We start from the raw sequence: 17,147 nt of genomic DNA on the forward strand, positions 1-17,147 counted from the left end.
ACTTCGGTGTCGACACCGAACGCGGCCAATTCGTCGGCCGGGAGGTAGACCCGGCCCCGATCCAGGTCCTCGCCGACGTCGCGAAGGAAATTGGTCAGCTGGAACGCCTCACCGAGAGCCGCAGCGTGCGGTTCGGCATCGGCGACGGGCCCGGTGGTTCCGAGGACGGGCAGCATCTGCAACCCGATCACGACGGCCGATCCGTACATGTACGTCCGGAGTTCGGTCATGGTGCCGTACTCGGCCCGATGCTCCGCGGTTCCCGGAACATCCATCCGCATGGACTCCAGGAACGCGAAGAAGTAGTCGTGGGGGATGTCGAAGGATGCCACGGTGTCGAGGAACGCGGGAAGGACCCGTCTCATCTCCGGTGCGCACGCATCCGGCCCGACCGCGTTCCGGTCGGTGAAGCCGAGTCGCAGTGCCGCATCGATCCGATCGAGTTCGGCGGCGCAGTCGCCCGCCGTCCGACCGGGATCGACGTCCACGATGTCGTCGACCGTGCGGGCGAACCCGTAGAGGGAATGCACGGCGGCCCGGCGGCGCTCGGGAAGCAACCGGGTCGCGAGATGGTAGGTGCGACCGTGCTCCGCCGTCACCGCGCCGCAGAACCGGTAACTGTCGGCCAGCTCGGTCATCGACCGGTCATTCGACGCGGGACGACGTCGCAGCACCTGCGAGGTCGTCGGTGCGCACTTCCTCGACGGGCCGGGGTGCGCGCAGCCGCAGCGGATCGACCGTGCGGAGCGAGACGGCCGCGACGACCGCGGCGAACGTCGCGAGCACGACGTGCGGGAACGTGTAGAGGCCGATCGAGCCGTCGGGCTGGAACACCAGCATCAACCAGGTGGACAACCCGACGAGGATCATCAGGGTCCGCGTCGACAACGCGAAGCCGGCCGCGATGGCGATCGGCCACGAGTAGTACCAGGGCAGTGCCGCGGGCGACAGGATCACGATCGCGACCAGGACGATGAGAATTCCGAGAATCGCGTCACGCTCGGTCTTCCGGTAGCGCCACCAGGCCGCCAGCACGATCGTGACAAGGGCCACCGCGCAGATCGGGCGGGTGATGGCCAGCACCTCACCCAGCCGCAGCTCCGCGAACCACGACGTTCCGACGGTCACGATGTGGGCGAGGATCGTCGGCAGCGACAACCAGTTGATGATCTTGTTCGACCCGGACAGCGCGGTCATCCAGCCGAGCCCGACACCGGCGACGGCGGACGCGGCCGCGAAGATCGCCACGAACACGGCGAATCCCGCGCCCGCGGTCTTCGCGAACGACGCGAGCGGCGACGCGGGTGTGCGCCCTTCCGCCTCGGCCTTCTCCTTCTCGTGGAGCATCCAGATCCACACCATGAAGGGCAGCGCGGCGCCTGCCGTCGCCTTGATCGCGACCGCGACCGCGACGAGGGCGATCCCGGCGAGATGGCGACGTTCGAGGACGAGCGCGATGCCGGCGATCATCAGGCCGACCATCAGCAGTTCGTTGTGGACACCGCCGATGAGGTGGACGAGGACCAGAGGATTGAGCACGGCGAGCCACAGGGCGATCGCCGGATTGCCGCCGAGGTGCCGCGCGAGGTGCGGGACTCCCCACACCATGAGCGCGAGTCCGGGCAGCATCGTCACGCGCAGGAGCATCGTCCCGGCGATCACGTTGTCGCCGGTCAGCCCGGTGATCCCCTGACTGAGGAGCAGGAACAGCGGACCGTACGGCGCGGTGGTGGTGGTCCACACGTTGCTGACGTTGTCGAGGAGCACGCCCGGGTTGACCACCGGCCCGACGGCGTAGGGGTCGAACCCGTCACGCAGGAGCGCACCCTGCGCCAGATAGGAGTAGGCGTCCCGGCTGAACATCGGCACGGCCAGCAGCAGCGGCGCCGTCCACACCGGGACCACCATCCGCAACTGCCGGAGGGTGACGTCGCCGCCGAGCGTCGCCCGGCCCAGCCGCACCCAGGCCGTGATCATCGCGACGACACCCACCCACACGATGACGGTCGACAGGATCTGACCGTGACCGAACCGGAGCCACGACAGGTGCATCGCCTCCAGGAGCGGATCCTCGCGGCGGACGCTGCCCGCACCGAAACCACCGAACGTCATCATCACGGCGCCCGCGAAACCGAGGATGGCGGCGTGCCCCTCCGGGCTGCGGAGGAAGTCGGCCGTGGTCTGGGGCCACGACCGCTGCGGCGTGGTCGTCGCAGCGGCGACGGTCGCCTGCCGGGCAGAGGACGTCATGAGTGCAGATTCCTCCCCCGAGGTGAGTTCGGTTGCGGTCGGTGCGCTCGTCGTCGTGCGCATCGCATGGTCGAGGAACCAGTTTAATTGCTGCCGGCACCAGTTCCCGCCACGCCTCGCCCTATCCTCCCGCACTTGATGCTTCCGGGTGTCTTTCCGCACTTCGTGCTGCGGTGGGTCTTTCCGCACTTCGTGCTGAGGTGGGCCCGGTGATGCGCGCGGCCGCGAGCTTCCCCGACAGCAGGACGGTCGGAACTCCGACGCCCGGGACGGTGCCGGAACCGGCGAGCACGACGTTGTCCAGCCCCCTGACCAGGTTGGGGCGCCGGAACGGTCCGGTCTGCCGGAACACGTGCGCTGCTGCGAACGGACTGCCCGCCGCCATGCCCTTGCCGAGCCAGGTCAGGGGGGTGTCGACGTGGTCGATCGTGAAATGCTCCGCGATCCCGGTGTACCCGCGCGTCTCGAGTTCGCGCAGCAGTTCGTTCACGTACGGGCCGGTCAGCGACGACCACTCCAGCGGTGCGCTGTGCAGGTTCGGGCAGGGCGCCAGCACCGACAGCGGTTCCGAGGGAGTGCCCGCGCGATCCACGGCGAGGCCCGGATCCGACAGGGCGGGCCGGGTGATCAGCAGCGACGGGTCCGTCATGAGCCGTCCGCGCCCCGCGCGAGCGGTGATCTCCGCGAACGTCCGTTTCCACGCGTGACCGAAGTCGATGGTGTGGTGCCGTTGGGCGGCCCACTGCGACGCGACCGCGGTGGGGACGGTCCCGTGCAGGACCACGGCGGACGGCGACACCCGCACCCGGCGGGGCGTCCGGCGTGTCACCGGGCGGAGCAGTGTGTCGACGACGGCGGTGTCCGGGGTGAGCACCAGCGCGTCGCAGTCGATGCGGTCACCCGCCGCCGTGACGACGGCGCCGACGCGGTCGCCGCTTCGCTCGAGTGCCGCGACCTCGGTGTCGAACCGGATCTCACCGCCCGCGGTGGTGAGGGCGTCGGCGAGGGCGAGCGCGATCGAGCGCATCCCGCCGCGGGGGAAGTAGACGCCGAGCGAGGTGTCCATGTGGGCGATCGCGCCGTACACCGCGAGTGCGTCGGCGGGAGCGACCCCGGCGTACAGGGCCTGGAACGTGAAGATCCGGCGGAGTCTCGGATCGGTGATCGTGCGGTCGACCCGGGCGCCGAGCCTGCCGAACCCGCCCAGGGCGGTGAGCGTCAGCAGATCCCGCGCGGCCGCGGGGGACGAGACGAGATCGAGCGGCGAGTCGAAGTTCGCGTCCATGAAGCGGTGGTACTCGGCGTCGAAGATCCGGCCGAGCCAGCGCCGCAGCCGCAGGTACCTGGCCGATTCCTCCGGCCCGCACACCCGGCTGACCTCGGCGACCATCGCATCGGGATCGGAGTGCACGTCCAGCGAGGAACCGTCGGCGAACCGCGCGTGATACGCCGGCGCCAGCCGCTCGAGGACGAGCGCCGGCCGGGTGGACTCGAAATCCGAGCCGACGGCGGCCAGGGCCTCGCCGACCAGTTCGGGCATCGTGAGGACGGTGGCACCGTTGTCGATGTCGTAGCCGGGACCACGGTAGGTGCCCACCCGGCCGCCCGGTGACGACTCTCGTTCGAGGACGGTGACGCGCCGGCCCGATCCGGCGAGGTACAGAGCGGCCGAGAGACCGGCGAGGCCGGCACCGACGACCACGACGTGATCGGTGCGGCCGGGAACCGTCCGGAGCGCGCGGGCCATCCCGGACCCTCAGTAGTCGCGGCGCGTCGCGGCGACGGCCATCTCGGTGAGCTGCTGCTTCGCCTCGGTGGTGGCGGTGCTCGCCGCCAGCGTCGACAGCGCGTTCCCGACGAGGTCCTCGATCTGCTTCTCCACGTCCGCGACCGCGCCGAGCGAGGTGATCGTGGTCCGGAGGGTGTCCACGTCCGAATCGGACAGATCGGTGCCGATGCCCTCGCGGAGGAGTTCGGCCGCCGCGGGGTCTTCGGCGTCGGCGCGCTGCAGCGACATCGCGAACAGGACGGTGCGCTTGCCCGCCCGCAGGTCGTCGCCCGAGGGCTTGCCCGTCACGGCCGGATCGCCGAACACGCCGAGCAGGTCGTCGCGGAGCTGGAAGGCGATACCGATGTCGGTGCCGAATCGGCGATACGCCGAGACCAGGGTCTCGTCGGCGCCTGCGAGCGCCGCACCGAGGTGCAGGGGCCGCTCGATGGTGTATGCCGCCGTCTTGTACCGATTCACCTTCATGGCGGCGTCGATCGACTCGTCCGCCCGGGCCTCGTTGCTGATGTCGAGGAACTGCCCGCCGAGCACCTCGGTGCGCATCGCGGACCAGACGGGGGAGATGCGGGCCGACGCGTCCGCGGTGATGCCCGATTCGCGGATCATGTCGTCGGCCCAGGCCAGCGCGAGATCGCCGAGGAGGATCGCGACGCCCTCGCCGAAGTGAGCGGAATCACCGCTCCACGCGCCCGCACGATGCTGTTCCGCGAACTCGACGTGGACGGTGGGGAACCCGCGGCGCGTCGTGGACGCGTCGATGATGTCGTCGTGGACCAGTGCGCAGGCCTGAACCAGTTCCAGCGCGGAGCAGGCGCGGAGCACGGATCCGGCCTCGGGGCCGCGAGCGTCGCCGCCCGCCCCGAGCCAGCCGGTCCACGCGAAGGCCGGACGGACTCGCTTGCCTCCGCGCAGGACGAAGTCTTCGAGGGTGGTCACGGCCTCGCGGTAACCACCGCCCACGGAGTCGACGAGGTCCTGCCGGCTGGTGAAGAAGTCGCGAAGCGCATTTTCGACCTCGGCCGCGAGTGCGGCGGGGCGCGTTCCAACGGACAGTGTTGCCTCCAGGATCGAATTCTCGCGTGCGCGCCGAGACCGGCGACAGGCGTCGACACCACCATAGTGGGCGCCCTCCCGGGTGGCCGGATACCCGGATCCCGCCGCTCGTGCAGACGCAGTGGGTGCATTGCCCCGGGCACTACCTATGCTGGACGGGTGACATTCGATTCCGTCAGGGGGCGGGCCAGCGAAGGTTGGGTGACCCGCACTCCGTCCATCGTCGACCGGATCCGGTCGTCCAGCGACGGCCGGGTCCCCTTTTCCGTCGAGTTCTCGCCGCCGCGTGACGAGGCCGCCGAGGCTCGTCTGTGGCGTGCCGTCCGGGAGTTCGAGCGGCTGGGTCCGGCCTTCGTGTCCATGACCTACGGTGCGGGCGGCTCGACGCGGGACCGCACGGTCCGCGTCACCGGCCAGCTCGCCGAGGAGACCACCCTCCTGCCGGTCGCGCACCTCACGGCCGTGTCCCACAGTGTCGACGAACTGCGGTCGATGGTCGGCGCCTACGCCGACCGCGGAATCAGCAACATCCTGGTCCTGCGCGGCGACCCGCCCGGCGACCCGCTGGGCGAGTGGGAGAAGCATCCGGACGGCGTCGAGTACGCCGAGGACCTCGTCCGGCTCGTCCGCGACCTCGGCGACTTTCACGTCGGCGTCGCGTCGTTCCCCGAAGGCCACTACCGCGCGCCCGATCTCGCGCACGACACCCGGTTCCTGGTGTCGAAGCTGCGCGCCGGCGCCGAGTACTCGATCACCCAGATGTTCTTCGACGTCGACGACTACCTGCGGCTGCGCGACCGGGTGTCGGCGTACGACCCCGAACAGGGTGCGAAGCCGATCATCCCCGAGATCATGCCGATCACGTCGCTGCGGTCGGTCCGCCGCGTGCTCGAACTGTCGGGGTCGCGTCTCCCGGCGCACCTCGAGAAGCGTCTGGCCACGGCCGCGGGGGACGGTCCCGAGGAGAACCGTGCCGCCGTGCGCGAGATCGGCATCGACGTCGCCACCGAGATGAGCGAACGTCTCATCGCGGAGGGTGCGCCCGGTCTGCACTTCATCACCCTCAACTTCGCGCGCGCCACGAGCGAGGTGCTGGCCCGGCTCGGCGACAAGGTCGGTTCGGGTGTCGCGGATCCCGCCCCGGTCACCCCGGCGCGGGTCAGCTGAGCGTCCGCCCCTTCCATCGGGTGCGCCCGCGGCGATGATTGCGGTGTGACGACACCGTCAGGGCCGTCACCGCGGCGACGGACAGCGGGTGCGCGACCGCGCCGGCCACGTCGGCGGCGGTGAGGCGGCCACCCCGTTCGAGTGCCCGGGCGCACAGCCGGGACGCCGTGGCGGCGAGATACCCCACCGCACCCCACCCGCGCACGCGTCCCCGTCCGGCCGCGAACGCGATCGGCGGCGCGAGGTACGCCACACTTGCCGCACCGAGGACCGCGACGGCACCGAGGCGGGAGCCGAATGCCGTCCACAGCCAGCGGTCGTAACCGCGGCGCAGCGCGTCGGCGTCCTCGTACATCCGGCACGACGCCGACCGGCCGGCCACGACGAGTGTGGTCGCATGCCCCCGCGTCCGGAGCAGGCGAGCGATATCGAGGTCCTCGGTCACGCTGTCCGCGACGGCCCGGTGACCCCCGCCCCTGCGGTACGCGGCGGAATCGAAGACCATGAACTGACCGCAGGCCACGGCCGTCGAGGGGCGTCGTGATCGGTTGGCCACGCGGATCGGCAGTGTCGCCGCCCACGACCACGCGAGCAGCGGCTGCACCAGGACCTCGGTCCCCGATCCCGCCTGCTGGAACGGCCACGGGCAGACCAGCGCTGCTTCGGACTCGCGCAGCGCGGCGCAGGCGGCATTCAGCGCGTCCGGACGCAACCGCACGTCGGCGTCGAGGAACACGAGTATCCCGCCGTCACCGCGGCCCTGCGCGAACGCGTGCTCACTCACCCGATGGCACGCCGCGGGTTTGCCCACCCAGCCCGGCGGCGGTTCCGCGGTTCCCCGCACCACGGAGAAGCGGGGGTCCGTGCCGCTCGCGGCTTCCGCGACCTCGGCCGTCCGGTCCGTGGAGGCGTCGTCGTAGACGAACACCCGCAGGTCGTCGACGCCTCGCTGCTCTCGCAGGTCGCCGATCAGGTCCGGCAACCGGTCACGCTCGTCCCGGGCCGGGATACAGACCGTGACGGGTTCGGTGACCGGGCGGTCCGCTGTGGGGAGCCGCGGCGCGCGGCGCAGGTTGGCGACGGCCGTGGCGAGACCGAGAACCGAGATCAGGGAGCCGATCCGGACGACCCGCTCGATCGGCGGAGCGGTCACACCTCCGAGTGGTCCCGTGCCCGACCACTGCCGATCACCGGATCCTTGTTGCGGGCCATCCAGGCCAGCGCACCGACGATCACGGCGACGCCCAGCGTCACGCCGGCCATGATGCCCGCCCAGCCCGCGAAGCTGCGGGTGCTGGGGTCCGAATACCGCACCTCGGCGCGGATCGTCGAGGTGTCGCCGGCGGGAAGTTTCCACGACACGATGGAGTCACCCTCCCGGGTGCCGTTGGTGGTGGCGACGCGCGCCGGGAAGGCGATCGTGAACTGCACGTCCGTGCCCTGGGCGGGTACCGAACCGAGATCGGCCTTCCCGTCGAGGGTCACGAGGTCGCCGGTCCGCTTCAGCGAGATCTGGAAACTTCCGTTGGCCTGCTCCGACATGGTGCCGAGCTGTTGCACGTCGCCGAAGGTGAGGTCGCTGAAGAACGCCTGGCTGCCGACGTACCCGTCCTTCTTGTACTCCTGGACGCGCACCTTGCCCGACAGCGAGTCGGGCGGAGTGAGTTGCGGGCCCTTGTCCTGATCGTTCGCCGGCACGGCGGCCGCGACGATCTGGCCGGAGACCCGGTCGTCGGCGGACACCCCCATCGACACCTGAACCCGCAGGCATCCCGCGAGGAGGGGCACGAGGAGGAGGCCGAGGGCCGCGAGGGACAAGGCCCTCCGCGAGCGGGTGGAGGTCGGAACTGAGGGCGGCTGCACAGTCGTATCGTGCCAGGGGAGTGGATCGGTGTCAGGCGTGAGGGTGCGTGTCGTGGGTCCGGGGTCGCCGGGCGCGCGGCCGAAGCAGCGATACGAGCAGGGGAACTCCCAGGATTCCCATCGCCAACCACCCGTAGATCGCCGAATACCGCAACTCGGGGGCGCCGAGGAACACCGAGTGCGCCAGCGCCGAACCGAGCCACGTCCACAGGAACAACCCGATCGGGACACCGTCAGGGTGCCGGGTCCCGGCGTCCAGGCGATGGTCGATGCGGTCCACGGCGACGGCCATCACGGCCGCGACGACGAACCACCCGGCGTAGTTGGTCAGCGGAATGTGTTCGATACCGGGCAGGCCGGCGTCGGTGACACACCAGTGCCACTGCCCGTCCGCGACCATCTGCGGGTCGAGGTACAGGTCCCAGCCGACGACACCGATCGTCGTCAGCGCGATGCGCGTCAGCCGTCGGTGCGGGCCGCGCGCGAGCACGGACGCCACGCACCACACCGGATAGAACCCGGCCGTCCAGGCGAACGGCACCACGAGAGGCACCCCGGCGAGTGCGGGCCCGAGCCGGTCGACGCTGTAGTCGTAGCAGCCGTAGGGGAAGCCGGTGGCCGTGCCGACGACCTCGGAGCACAGACCGAGCCCCGCAGTCACGAGCACCAGTCCCACCGTCCAGCGGGCACCCCGGGTCGCGGCCGCGTGCGCGACGGACGCCGCGGCGAGCAGCGCGACGACGAGCACGGTGACGACGTCGCGGGTCCCGCCGTGCACCAGCGGGTAGACGATCTGCGCCGCGATCGCCGTGCCCGCGAGCAGCAGGGGCAGGCGGGAGGTCATCGCCGGCGCCGCAGGCGTCCCATGCCCCACCGGTCGTCGTGGAGCGCGATGCGTGCGGCGCTGCGGCCACTCGCGCCGGACACCCCGCCACCCGGATGGGTCGAGGCGCCGGTGAGGTACAGGCGGTCGGCCCCCGGCACCCGGTGTCCGGACAGTTCGGGGAGGGGACGCCACATCATCATCTGGTCCAGCGACATCTCCACGTGCATGACGTTGCCGCCGAGCAACCCCATCTCGTCTTCGAGGTCCTGCGGCGACTGCACGTGCCGGTCGAGGACGGATTCACCGAAACCGGGTGCCAGAGCGTCGATCTCCGCGACGATCCGATCGGCCTCCGGCCCGGAGAGATCGCTCCAGCGCCGGCCGCCGGTCAGCCGGTACGGCTGCCACTGCGACCACAGCGTCACCTGGTGCCTGCCTTCGGGTGCGATGGTGGGGTCGAGGCCGCTGAAGCTCATTCCCAGCACCGCGGGCCGCGGCGGGAGTTCCCCGGCGAGTGCCGCGCCGTGCGCGAGCCGCAGGTGTGCGCGATCCGAGACGAGCAACTGGAGCCCGTGGGTGACCGAGGCGTCGGGCGCGCTCGGATAGGCGGGGAGGGCGTCGGTGGCCAGCCGCACGACCATCCCGATCCCCGGGCCGACGCGGATCCGGCGACGCCACCGGTCGAGGGTCTGCGCGTCGTACCCACCCCGTTCGAGCAGGCCGAGGGTGGTCAGCACGTGACAGCCCGCGACCACCGCACGCGAGCGGATCTCCCGCCCGGACGCCGTCTGCGTCGTCCAGGAGTCGCCGTCGCGGCTCAGCGAGACCACCGAGTCGCCGAGCGAGACGGTCCCGGAGTCGGCGCGCAGCTTCGCGGCGAGAGCCGCGGTCAGGGCTCCGCTGCCGCCGACGGCCCGGCCGGGCGGAATGGTGTGCATCAGGGCGGCGAATCCGACCATCGGCGCCGTCCCCGGCTCCGACATCGGCGGACCGGACTGGGCGCCGAACCACGCGAGGGCGGCCTTGAGGCGCTCGTCGTCGAAGTACTCGTCGAGCAGCGCGTCGCCGGAACCGAGGAACTGCCGGGAGAGGTCGCTGCCGCCGCCGCCCGTGTCGAGCCCCCAGAACGACGAGAGCAGCGCGGGCCCGGTCGGCGGATTCGAGAACGCGCGCATGACGCGTGCGCTGCGCGGACCCCACACCGCGACGAACCGTCGGTACGCGTCGGCGTCCGCGGCGCCGCAGGACTCCTCGATGGACCGGCACGTCGCGTCCAGGCTGCGGCGGAACACGATCCCCGGCCGATCCGAACCCGCGGGGGCGGGGGCGAACGCCCACGGATCGCAGTCGAGGTACCGCAGGCCGTGCGCGCCGAGGTCGAGTTCCTCGACGATTCCCGTGTGACGGACCATGATGTGCGCGGACGACCCACGGTCGACCTTGTACCCGGGGAAGCGTTCCACCGTGGACACCGCGCCACCGATGACGGTGTCGCGTTCGATCACCTCGACCGACCATCCGGACCGCGCGAGGTAACACGCCGACACGAGGGCGTTGTGTCCCGATCCCACCACCACCGCGTCGATCACAGGGGAAGCCCGCGTCCCAGCACGGCGAACGGCCGGTTGTCCCCGGCGAATCGGAAGTGGCGCAGGACATCTCTGAAGCCGAGGCGGCGATACAGCCGCCACGCGCGGTTGTCCTCGTCCGCCACTTCCGGGGTGGAGAGCAGCACCCCGCGTTCGGGCCTGCGGTCGAGGAGGCGGAGGAGCAGGGTTTCGCCGAGCCGATTTCCCTGGGCGTCCGGGTGGACGTGGAGTTCGGTGAGTTCGAAGTAGTTGCCGAGGATCACGTCGATCTGGTCCCGGGTCCACCCGGTGTGGCGCAGACCGGAACGGACCTGCTGGTGCCACCACTGTTCGGGCGCCCCGCGGTAGCCGTAGGCGACGGCGACGAGACGGGCGGCCGCGTTGTCGGCGGATCCGTCGCCGGCCGGGACGAGCGCGCCGACGCCACGCCACCCCGAGCGCTGCAGGTGCTCGTTCCACATCGGCGCCCGGTGGTATTCGGTGCCGTGGGGATAGCCCATGGCGGCGACGTAGATCGACAGCGCCTCGTGCAGGCGGTCGCGGAACTCGGTGGCCGTGAGTTCGACCACGAGTGGAGTCTGGTCAGCGTTCGTGTCGACCGGTCTCACCTTTCTCTTGACGACGTGTCGGTGGGTCCAGCTATATTGAATAGGTCGAACGGATGTTCGATAGCGGGGATCCGGCGATGCTCGAGGGAAGCGAGCATCGCCGGCCCCCGAACTCACGAACTGACTACGCCCGGCGGGGTGGTTGCACCGGGGTTTTGGAGGTGTTCGAAGTGATGACGAACCCGGTCACGGGACCGACCTCTGGGAACTCGCGCCGACCGGGTGACATACGCAACCCGGGCTCCAGGCGGGGTTCGGCGCTGCTCGATCGCGCCGACGCGCTCCTCGCCCAATCGGTGGGGGCCGGTGGGCCGGCGGATCGATTCCACAGTGCGTATCTGGCCGCGCTCCGCGGCGCGGGCGCAGTGCTGGCCGCCGTCGAGGGGCCTGCGGCGGGGAGCAGACGGACACGAACGCGTAACGCCTGGGTTCTCATGGCCGACGCGGCGCCGGAATTCGTGAACTGGGCCGACTACTTCGCCGGGCACTCGGCCACCCGCGCCGCGATCGAGGCGGGAATGTCGCGAACCCTCACCGATCTCGAGGCGGACGAGTTCTTTGTCGAGGTCGGGCGCTTTCTCCAGCACGTCGAAGATCACATCGGACGTGGCGCAGGTCTCGATCTGCGGGCGTCGTAGCCGGGCTGTGGGCCGGAAACAGCGGGAAAACGGTGAGGCGTCCGCGACATTGCGGTGCCCCGAACGGGGTTCGGTGCGGGAGTCCGTAAGGTTGGTGTCGAACTCGTACGTGGAGTAGGTGGTACGGGGATCGAACTGCTCGTATTATTAAATCTAGGTAGCCGCCAAAGTCGGTTACCCACCGTCTCGCACCGTGAGGCGGTGGCCAACACTCCAGTGCCGGGGGAGGTACCGTGCCACTCTCCGAGCACGAGCAGCGCATGCTCGACCAGATCGAGAGCGCTCTCTACGCCGAGGATCCCAAGTTCGCCTCCACTGTGCGAGGCGGTCGCATGCGTGCGGCATCGAGTCGTCGTCGATTGCAGGCGGTGGCCCTGTTCGTTCTGGGGCTGGTCCTGCTCATCGCCGGCGTCGCCCTACCGATCAAGCCGGGCGGTTTTCCCGTCATCAGCCTGATCGGCTTCATCGTCATGTTCGGTGCCGGAGTCCTCCTCCTGTGGGGTGGAGGAAAGAGCAAGTCCGGACAGTCCTCACGTGGTGGCTCGACCACGCAAGGCGAGACCGGCCGTGCCGATCGCGGTAAGCCCCGAGGCGGGCGCAAGAGTGGCGGATTCTCGTCGCGAATGGAAGACCGCTTCAAGAAGAGATTCGAGCAGGAGTAGTTCGACCCGCTCGGCAACACAGTGGCGGCGTGGCAGGTGATGCCACGCCGCCACTGCTGTGTCCGGTCCGTGCTCCGGTCGCCTGGGTGCGGTAGGTCAGGGTCGATCCGGTGGGGCCAGTGAACGTTCCGGCCCACGAATCCCCACCCTCACCCACCTCGTTTCCCCACTTTCCCCCCTGCGCCCCGCGATGAACCGCGAGGTGGGGGCGTCGGCCCCTCGTACTGTGCTTTCACCTGGGCTTTTGCTGCTTATTGGGCCGATGTGCGACCGAGCCCGATCGGCTCGGCTCGTGTCGGTGATCACGTCGGGAATTTTCCCCCACCTTCTGCAATAAGCGTTGACCAGCAAGTATTGGGCAAATTGGGCGACAACACGCCGTTATCCACCTTGTGAGTGGGGGAAAGTGGGGTACTGTGGTGCGCAGCGGGGAGCGAAGGTGAACCGCCCGGGCATACGGCGTTCGATACGAACGTGGTGGGAGGTGTCGAGTGTTTCTCGGTACCTACACGCCGAAGCTCGACGACAAGGGGCGGCTCACGTTGCCCGCAAAGTTCCGGGATGCGCTGGCGGGAGGGTTGATGGTCACCAAGGGTCAGGATCACAGCCTCGCGGTGTATCCCCGGGAAGAATTCACCGCTCTCGCACGCAAGGCCGCGGCCGCGTCGAGAAGCGATCCGGAGGCGCGAGCCTTCGTTCGCGGACTGGCGGCAGGTACCGACGAGCAGCACGCAGATGCCCAGGGGCGCATCACCCTCTCGGCAGATCACCGTCGTTACGCGGGTCTCTCCAAGGACTGCGTAGTGATCGGTTCGGTCGATTTCCTCGAAATCTGGGATGCGCAAGCCTGGCAGACCTACGTCGAGGCGAACGAGGAGAACTACTCGCAGGCAACAGGAGTCGCGCTCGGCGAGATCGTCTGAGCGTGACCGCGTCCCCGCGAATGCCGCGAGGCCTCTGTCCGACGGAACCCTGACGCACTTCCCCAGCGCCAGGTTTTCATTTCGGGCAGGGACCTCGAAGCATTCGCCACGGCAACTGGCCGACAAGAGAAGTTCGAGCAGTGAACCCCGGCTTCGGGCGCTTCACCCGCACCACAGAGCAGGAGCCGGAGGGATCATGGTGGATCACGAGGGGGAAGATTCCTCGCCCGCCGATGGTTTCGGTCACATCCCGGTTCTGCTCCACCGCGCAGACGAACTGCTGGGCCCCGCGCTCACCGTGAACGACCCGCAGGGCGGGGGAGCCGTCATGATCGACGCGACCCTCGGTCTCGGTGGACATTCCGAGCACTTCCTGCGGACCTACCCTCAGCTGAGGCTCATCGCCCTCGACCGTGATCCGCACGCGCTCGAGATCGCCGGTGGCCGGCTCGCTCCGTTCGCCGATCGCATCACGTTCGTGCACACCCGCTACGACGGCATCGAGGATGCGCTCGCCCAGGCGGGCCTCCCCGCGCAGGAGTCGGTGCACGGGATCCTCTTCGACCTCGGTGTCTCCTCGATGCAGCTCGACGAATCGGATCGGGGATTCGCGTACTCGATCGACGCGCCCCTCGACATGCGGATGGACCCGACCACCGGCATCACCGCGGCCGAGGTCCTCAACACGTACAGCCACGGAGACCTCGCTCGCATCCTCAGCACGTACGGCGAGGAGCGCTTCGCAGGCAAGATCGCGTCGGAGATCGTCCGGCAGCGCGCGAAGGAGCCGTTCACCACCAGCGCAGCGCTGGTCGAACTGCTGTATCGCTCCATTCCTGCGGCGACCCGCCGTACCGGGGGACATCCGGCCAAGCGGACGTTCCAGGCCCTTCGAGTGGAGGTCAACGGCGAGCTCGATTCACTGCGCGCCGCGGTCCCGGCAGCACTCGACGCGTTGACCGTCGGGGGACGCGTCGTGTTCATGTCGTACCAATCCCTGGAAGACCGGGTCGTCAAGCAGGAAATCACTCCCAGGTCGAAGTCGAAGAGCCCCGAGGGGCTTCCTGTCGAACTGCCGGGGATGGGACCGGAGTTCCGGATCCTCACACGAGGGGCGGAGCGGGCGTCCGAACAGGAAGTCGAAGAGAACCCACGATCAGCCCCGGTGCGTTTGCGCGCTGCAGAAAGAATTGCCAGGAGGTCGGCGGCATGACGGTTCAGGTGAGTTCCACCGAGATGCGGCCCGCGCGGGCGGCCAACCGGACGGGCGCGGCTGAGCGGGCGTACAAGAAGCGCACCCAGCGCGCGGCTGTGCACAGTGGATCCGCGATCGCCGTCTCCGGCAAGAACCGCACCGGCACCCTCACCGCCCGCATCCCGTTCGTGGCGACGATCCTCGTTCTGCTCGCGATGGGCCTGGCCATGACGCTGCTCCTGACCACCCGATCCGCCGAGGACTCGTACCAGTTGAGCGCCGCCCGCGCTCACAACCAGTCGCTCGCGGAGGAGAAGGCGGCGCTCGAGCGTGACGTCGAGACCGCCAACTCCGCCCCGAAACTGGCGGAGGAAGCAGCCAAGCTCGGCATGGTGCCCGCCAACGATCCCGCTCGCCTCGTCGTCCACCCCGACGGCAGCGTCGAGGTCGTCGGAAAGCCGGCCCCGGCGTCGGGTGCACCCGTGCCGCCGCTGGACGTCGCCGCTCCGCCCACCCAGCGCGGCAACGCTGTCGCGACCGCCCCCAACCGCGGGACGACGCAGTCGCCGCGCGCCACGCCGCAGCCCGGCAATGGCACGGAGATCCAAGCGCAGGGTGAACAATTGGTTCCCGTGATCCCCTCGACCACCGCTCCGACGACTGCTCCACCGTCCGGCGGTCGCCGGTGAGTCGAAGCGCACCGAGAAGTCGTCCCCGGCGCCCCAAGGGCGCCGGTACGGCGTCCTTTCCGTTCAGACAACGGTACGGACGCCTGGTGATGTTCTTGGCGCTCGGCCTCGCCGCAGTGCAACTTCTGTGGATCCAGGTCATCGACGCACCACAACTGTCCGCGGAGGCGGCGAACCAGCGCACCACCACCGAGGTGGATCCGGCGCTGCGCGGGTCGATCACCGACCGCAACGCCAACCCCATCGCATTCACGATGGAAGCGAAGGCCCTGACGTTCCAGCCCGCACGCGTGCGGAAGGAACTCGAGGAGGCGAAGGCCAAGAGCGACACCGCCCCCGACGTCGACTCCCGTCTCGACGCGATCGCGAAGGAGATCCACGACCGGCTCGGCGACGCCGCACCCGAGAAGGAGCTGAAGGAGAAACTGCACGGCGACGACACGTTCGTCTATCTCGCGCGCAGCGTCGACCCCAACATCGCCGCGCAGATCAGCGACAAGTTCCCGGAGGTCGGACTCGAACGCCAGGACATCCGCGAGTACCCCGGCGGATCCCTTGCCGCCAACCTCGTCGGCGCCACCGGCTGGGACGGTCACGGACTGCTCGGCCTCGAGGACTCGCTCGACTCCACTCTCGCCGGCACCGACGGCTCCCAGACCTACGACCGAGGCTCCGACGGCGCGGTGATTCCCGGCAGCTGGCGCGACAAGCAACCGGCGGTGGACGGGTCGAGCGTCGAGCTCACCATCGACTCCGACCTGCAGTACTACGTCCAGCAGCAGGTGCAGATGGCGAAGGACAAGTCCGGTGCGAAGGACGCGTCGGCGGTCGTGCTCGACTCCCACACCGGTGAGGTGCTCGCGATGTCGAACGACAGCACGTTCAATCCGGCGATCGGGGTGGGCAACAATCCGCGGACCGTGGAGATGGGCAACCTGCCGGTGAGCACGCCGTTCGAACCGGGCTCCGTCAACAAGATCGTCACCGCGGCGGCCGCGATCGAGTACGGGCTCACCACACCGGACGAAGTTCTCGAGGTCCCCGGCAACATTCAGATGTCGGGTGTGTCGGTGAAGGACGCGTGGGACCACGGGGTCGCCCCGTACACGGCCACGGGCGTGTTCGGTAAGTCCTCCAACGTGGGCACCCTGATGCTCGCCCAGCGCGTGGGGGAGGACCGCTACGCGGACATGCTGTCCAGGTTCGGTCTCGGCCAGCGCACCGACGTCGGGCTACCCGGTGAGAGCGCCGGCAACGTCCCCAGTCGCGACCAGTGGTCGGGGGGCACGTTCGCGAACCTGCCGATCGGCCAGGGCCTGTCGATGACACTGCTGCAGATGACCGGCATGTACCAGGCGATCGCCAACGACGGCGTCCGCATCCCGCCGCGCATCGTCAAGGCGACGGTCGACGCGTCCGGGAACCGGACGGAGACCGAAGCGCCCGAGGAGGTGACGGTCGTCAGCCCCCAGACCGCGTCCACCGTTCGCGACATGTTCCGGTCCGTCACCCAGAACGACACGGGCAACCAGCGGGGTACCGGGGTGCAGGCCGCCGTCGACGGATACCAGATCAGCGGCAAGACGGGCACCGCCCAGCAGGTCGATCCCGCCTGCAAGTGCTACTCGAACTCGAACTACTGGATCACGTTCGCCGGGATCGCCCCGGCCGACAACCCGCGGTACGTCGTCGGAATCATGCTCAACGCGCCGACACGCAGCGCCGACGGCTCCGGCGGGCAGTCCGCCGCACCGCTGTTCCACAACATCGCGTCCTGGATGCTGCAGCGCGACAGCGTGCCGATGTCCCCGGACCCCGGACGCAGGCTGGTGCTGCAGGCCGATTGAGCGAAGGTCGGCCGAATCGGGTTCCGAGAGCTCTCGCGGTAATCTGAC

Annotated in this window: 16 protein-coding genes; 7 read left to right on the top strand and 9 right to left on the bottom strand. The window is 69.6% G+C overall.

The genetic code is table 11. The features are described 5' to 3' along the window. From AZG88_RS21015 to AZG88_RS21030, 4 genes are all read right to left on the bottom strand, one after another. On the bottom strand, window positions 1-638 hold a 638-nt coding region (locus AZG88_RS21015), incomplete at its 3' end, for a phytoene/squalene synthase family protein (protein ID WP_061698828.1). Between the two features lie 7 nt (window positions 639-645). Then, window positions 646-2,250, bottom strand: a complete 1,605-nt coding sequence (locus AZG88_RS21020; RefSeq protein WP_005247659.1) for an alpha-(1->6)-mannopyranosyltransferase A — start codon at window positions 2,248-2,250, stop codon at window positions 646-648. 121 nt (window positions 2,251-2,371) lie between these two features. Beyond that, a complete protein-coding gene (gene crtI / locus AZG88_RS21025) occupies window positions 2,372-3,997 on the bottom strand; it encodes a phytoene desaturase family protein (RefSeq protein ID WP_061698830.1) in 1,626 nt (541 codons plus the stop codon). 9 nt (window positions 3,998-4,006) lie between these two features. Continuing rightward, window positions 4,007-5,104, bottom strand: a complete 1,098-nt coding sequence (locus AZG88_RS21030; protein WP_179443394.1) for a polyprenyl synthetase family protein — start codon at window positions 5,102-5,104, stop codon at window positions 4,007-4,009. A gap of 189 nt (window positions 5,105-5,293) precedes the next feature. On the opposite strand from AZG88_RS21030, the gene metF reads away from it, so the two are divergent. Beyond that, complete coding sequence (metF, locus tag AZG88_RS21035) at window positions 5,294-6,259, top strand: methylenetetrahydrofolate reductase [NAD(P)H] (RefSeq protein ID WP_005247654.1); 966 nt, start codon at window positions 5,294-5,296, stop codon at window positions 6,257-6,259. Here metF and AZG88_RS21040 read toward each other — a convergent pair. The 5 genes from AZG88_RS21040 to AZG88_RS21060 are packed head-to-tail and all read right to left on the bottom strand — an operon-like array spanning window position 6,252 to window position 11,145. Further along, window positions 6,252-7,412, bottom strand: coding sequence for a glycosyltransferase (locus AZG88_RS21040; protein WP_061698834.1), 1,161 nt, complete (start codon window positions 7,410-7,412; stop codon window positions 6,252-6,254). The two genes, metF and AZG88_RS21040, sit on opposite strands and share 8 nt — an antisense overlap. Next, complete coding sequence (locus AZG88_RS21045) at window positions 7,409-8,122, bottom strand: LppM family (lipo)protein (RefSeq protein ID WP_005247649.1); 714 nt, start codon at window positions 8,120-8,122, stop codon at window positions 7,409-7,411. Before AZG88_RS21045 ends, AZG88_RS21040 begins: the two co-directional genes overlap by 4 nt. Window positions 8,123-8,153: 31 nt before the next feature. Then, window positions 8,154-8,966, bottom strand: coding sequence for a carotenoid biosynthesis protein (locus AZG88_RS21050; RefSeq protein ID WP_025432880.1), 813 nt, complete (start codon window positions 8,964-8,966; stop codon window positions 8,154-8,156). Beyond that, window positions 8,963-10,537, bottom strand: coding sequence for a phytoene desaturase family protein (locus tag AZG88_RS21055; protein WP_061698836.1), 1,575 nt, complete (start codon window positions 10,535-10,537; stop codon window positions 8,963-8,965). Before AZG88_RS21055 ends, AZG88_RS21050 begins: the two co-directional genes overlap by 4 nt. Then, entirely contained in the window at window positions 10,534-11,145 is a 612-nt protein-coding gene (locus AZG88_RS21060) for a GNAT family N-acetyltransferase (RefSeq protein WP_025432878.1), read from the bottom strand. Before AZG88_RS21060 ends, AZG88_RS21055 begins: the two co-directional genes overlap by 4 nt. 173 nt (window positions 11,146-11,318) lie before the next feature. On the opposite strand from AZG88_RS21060, the gene AZG88_RS21065 reads away from it, so the two are divergent. The 6 genes from AZG88_RS21065 (at window position 11,319) to AZG88_RS21090 (ending at window position 17,099) form a co-directional block, all read left to right on the top strand. After that, window positions 11,319-11,783, top strand: a complete 465-nt coding sequence (locus tag AZG88_RS21065; RefSeq protein ID WP_231914115.1) for an SAV_6107 family HEPN domain-containing protein — start codon at window positions 11,319-11,321, stop codon at window positions 11,781-11,783. Between the two features lie 233 nt (window positions 11,784-12,016). Continuing rightward, window positions 12,017-12,445, top strand: coding sequence for a DUF3040 domain-containing protein (locus tag AZG88_RS21070; protein ID WP_005247640.1), 429 nt, complete (start codon window positions 12,017-12,019; stop codon window positions 12,443-12,445). A 491-nt stretch (window positions 12,446-12,936) separates the two neighbouring features. Beyond that, window positions 12,937-13,368, top strand: coding sequence for a division/cell wall cluster transcriptional repressor MraZ (mraZ, locus tag AZG88_RS21075; protein WP_005247637.1), 432 nt, complete (start codon window positions 12,937-12,939; stop codon window positions 13,366-13,368). 196 nt (window positions 13,369-13,564) lie between these two features. Further along, window positions 13,565-14,581: a 16S rRNA (cytosine(1402)-N(4))-methyltransferase RsmH gene (gene rsmH / locus AZG88_RS21080; RefSeq protein WP_005260190.1), complete on the top strand. Its 1,017-nt coding sequence runs from the start codon at window positions 13,565-13,567 to the stop codon at window positions 14,579-14,581. Continuing rightward, entirely contained in the window at window positions 14,578-15,252 is a 675-nt protein-coding gene (locus AZG88_RS21085) for a hypothetical protein (RefSeq protein WP_005247633.1), read from the top strand. Before rsmH ends, AZG88_RS21085 begins: the two co-directional genes overlap by 4 nt. Beyond that, a complete protein-coding gene (locus tag AZG88_RS21090) occupies window positions 15,249-17,099 on the top strand; it encodes a peptidoglycan D,D-transpeptidase FtsI family protein (protein ID WP_005247630.1) in 1,851 nt (616 codons plus the stop codon). The genes AZG88_RS21085 and AZG88_RS21090 overlap by 4 nt, the downstream gene beginning before the upstream one ends. Window positions 17,100-17,147: the final 48 nt, after the last annotated feature.

It is taken from the genome of Rhodococcus sp. LB1 (assembly GCF_001583455.1).
In the GTDB taxonomy this organism is placed as follows: domain Bacteria; phylum Actinomycetota; class Actinomycetes; order Mycobacteriales; family Mycobacteriaceae; genus Rhodococcus_F; species Rhodococcus_F opacus.

Coding starts and splice junctions, on each gene's coding strand:
- AZG88_RS21020 (WP_005247659.1), bottom strand. CDS start 2,250: ATGACGTCCTCTGCCCGGCAGGCGACCGTCGCCGCTGCGACGACCACG.
- crtI (WP_061698830.1), bottom strand. CDS start 3,997: ATGGCCCGCGCGCTCCGGACGGTTCCCGGCCGCACCGATCACGTCGTG.
- AZG88_RS21050 (WP_025432880.1), bottom strand. CDS start 8,966: ATGACCTCCCGCCTGCCCCTGCTGCTCGCGGGCACGGCGATCGCGGCG.
- AZG88_RS21065 (WP_231914115.1), top strand. CDS start 11,319: ATGACGAACCCGGTCACGGGACCGACCTCTGGGAACTCGCGCCGACCG.
- rsmH (WP_005260190.1), top strand. CDS start 13,565: ATGGTGGATCACGAGGGGGAAGATTCCTCGCCCGCCGATGGTTTCGGT.
- AZG88_RS21085 (WP_005247633.1), top strand. CDS start 14,578: ATGACGGTTCAGGTGAGTTCCACCGAGATGCGGCCCGCGCGGGCGGCC.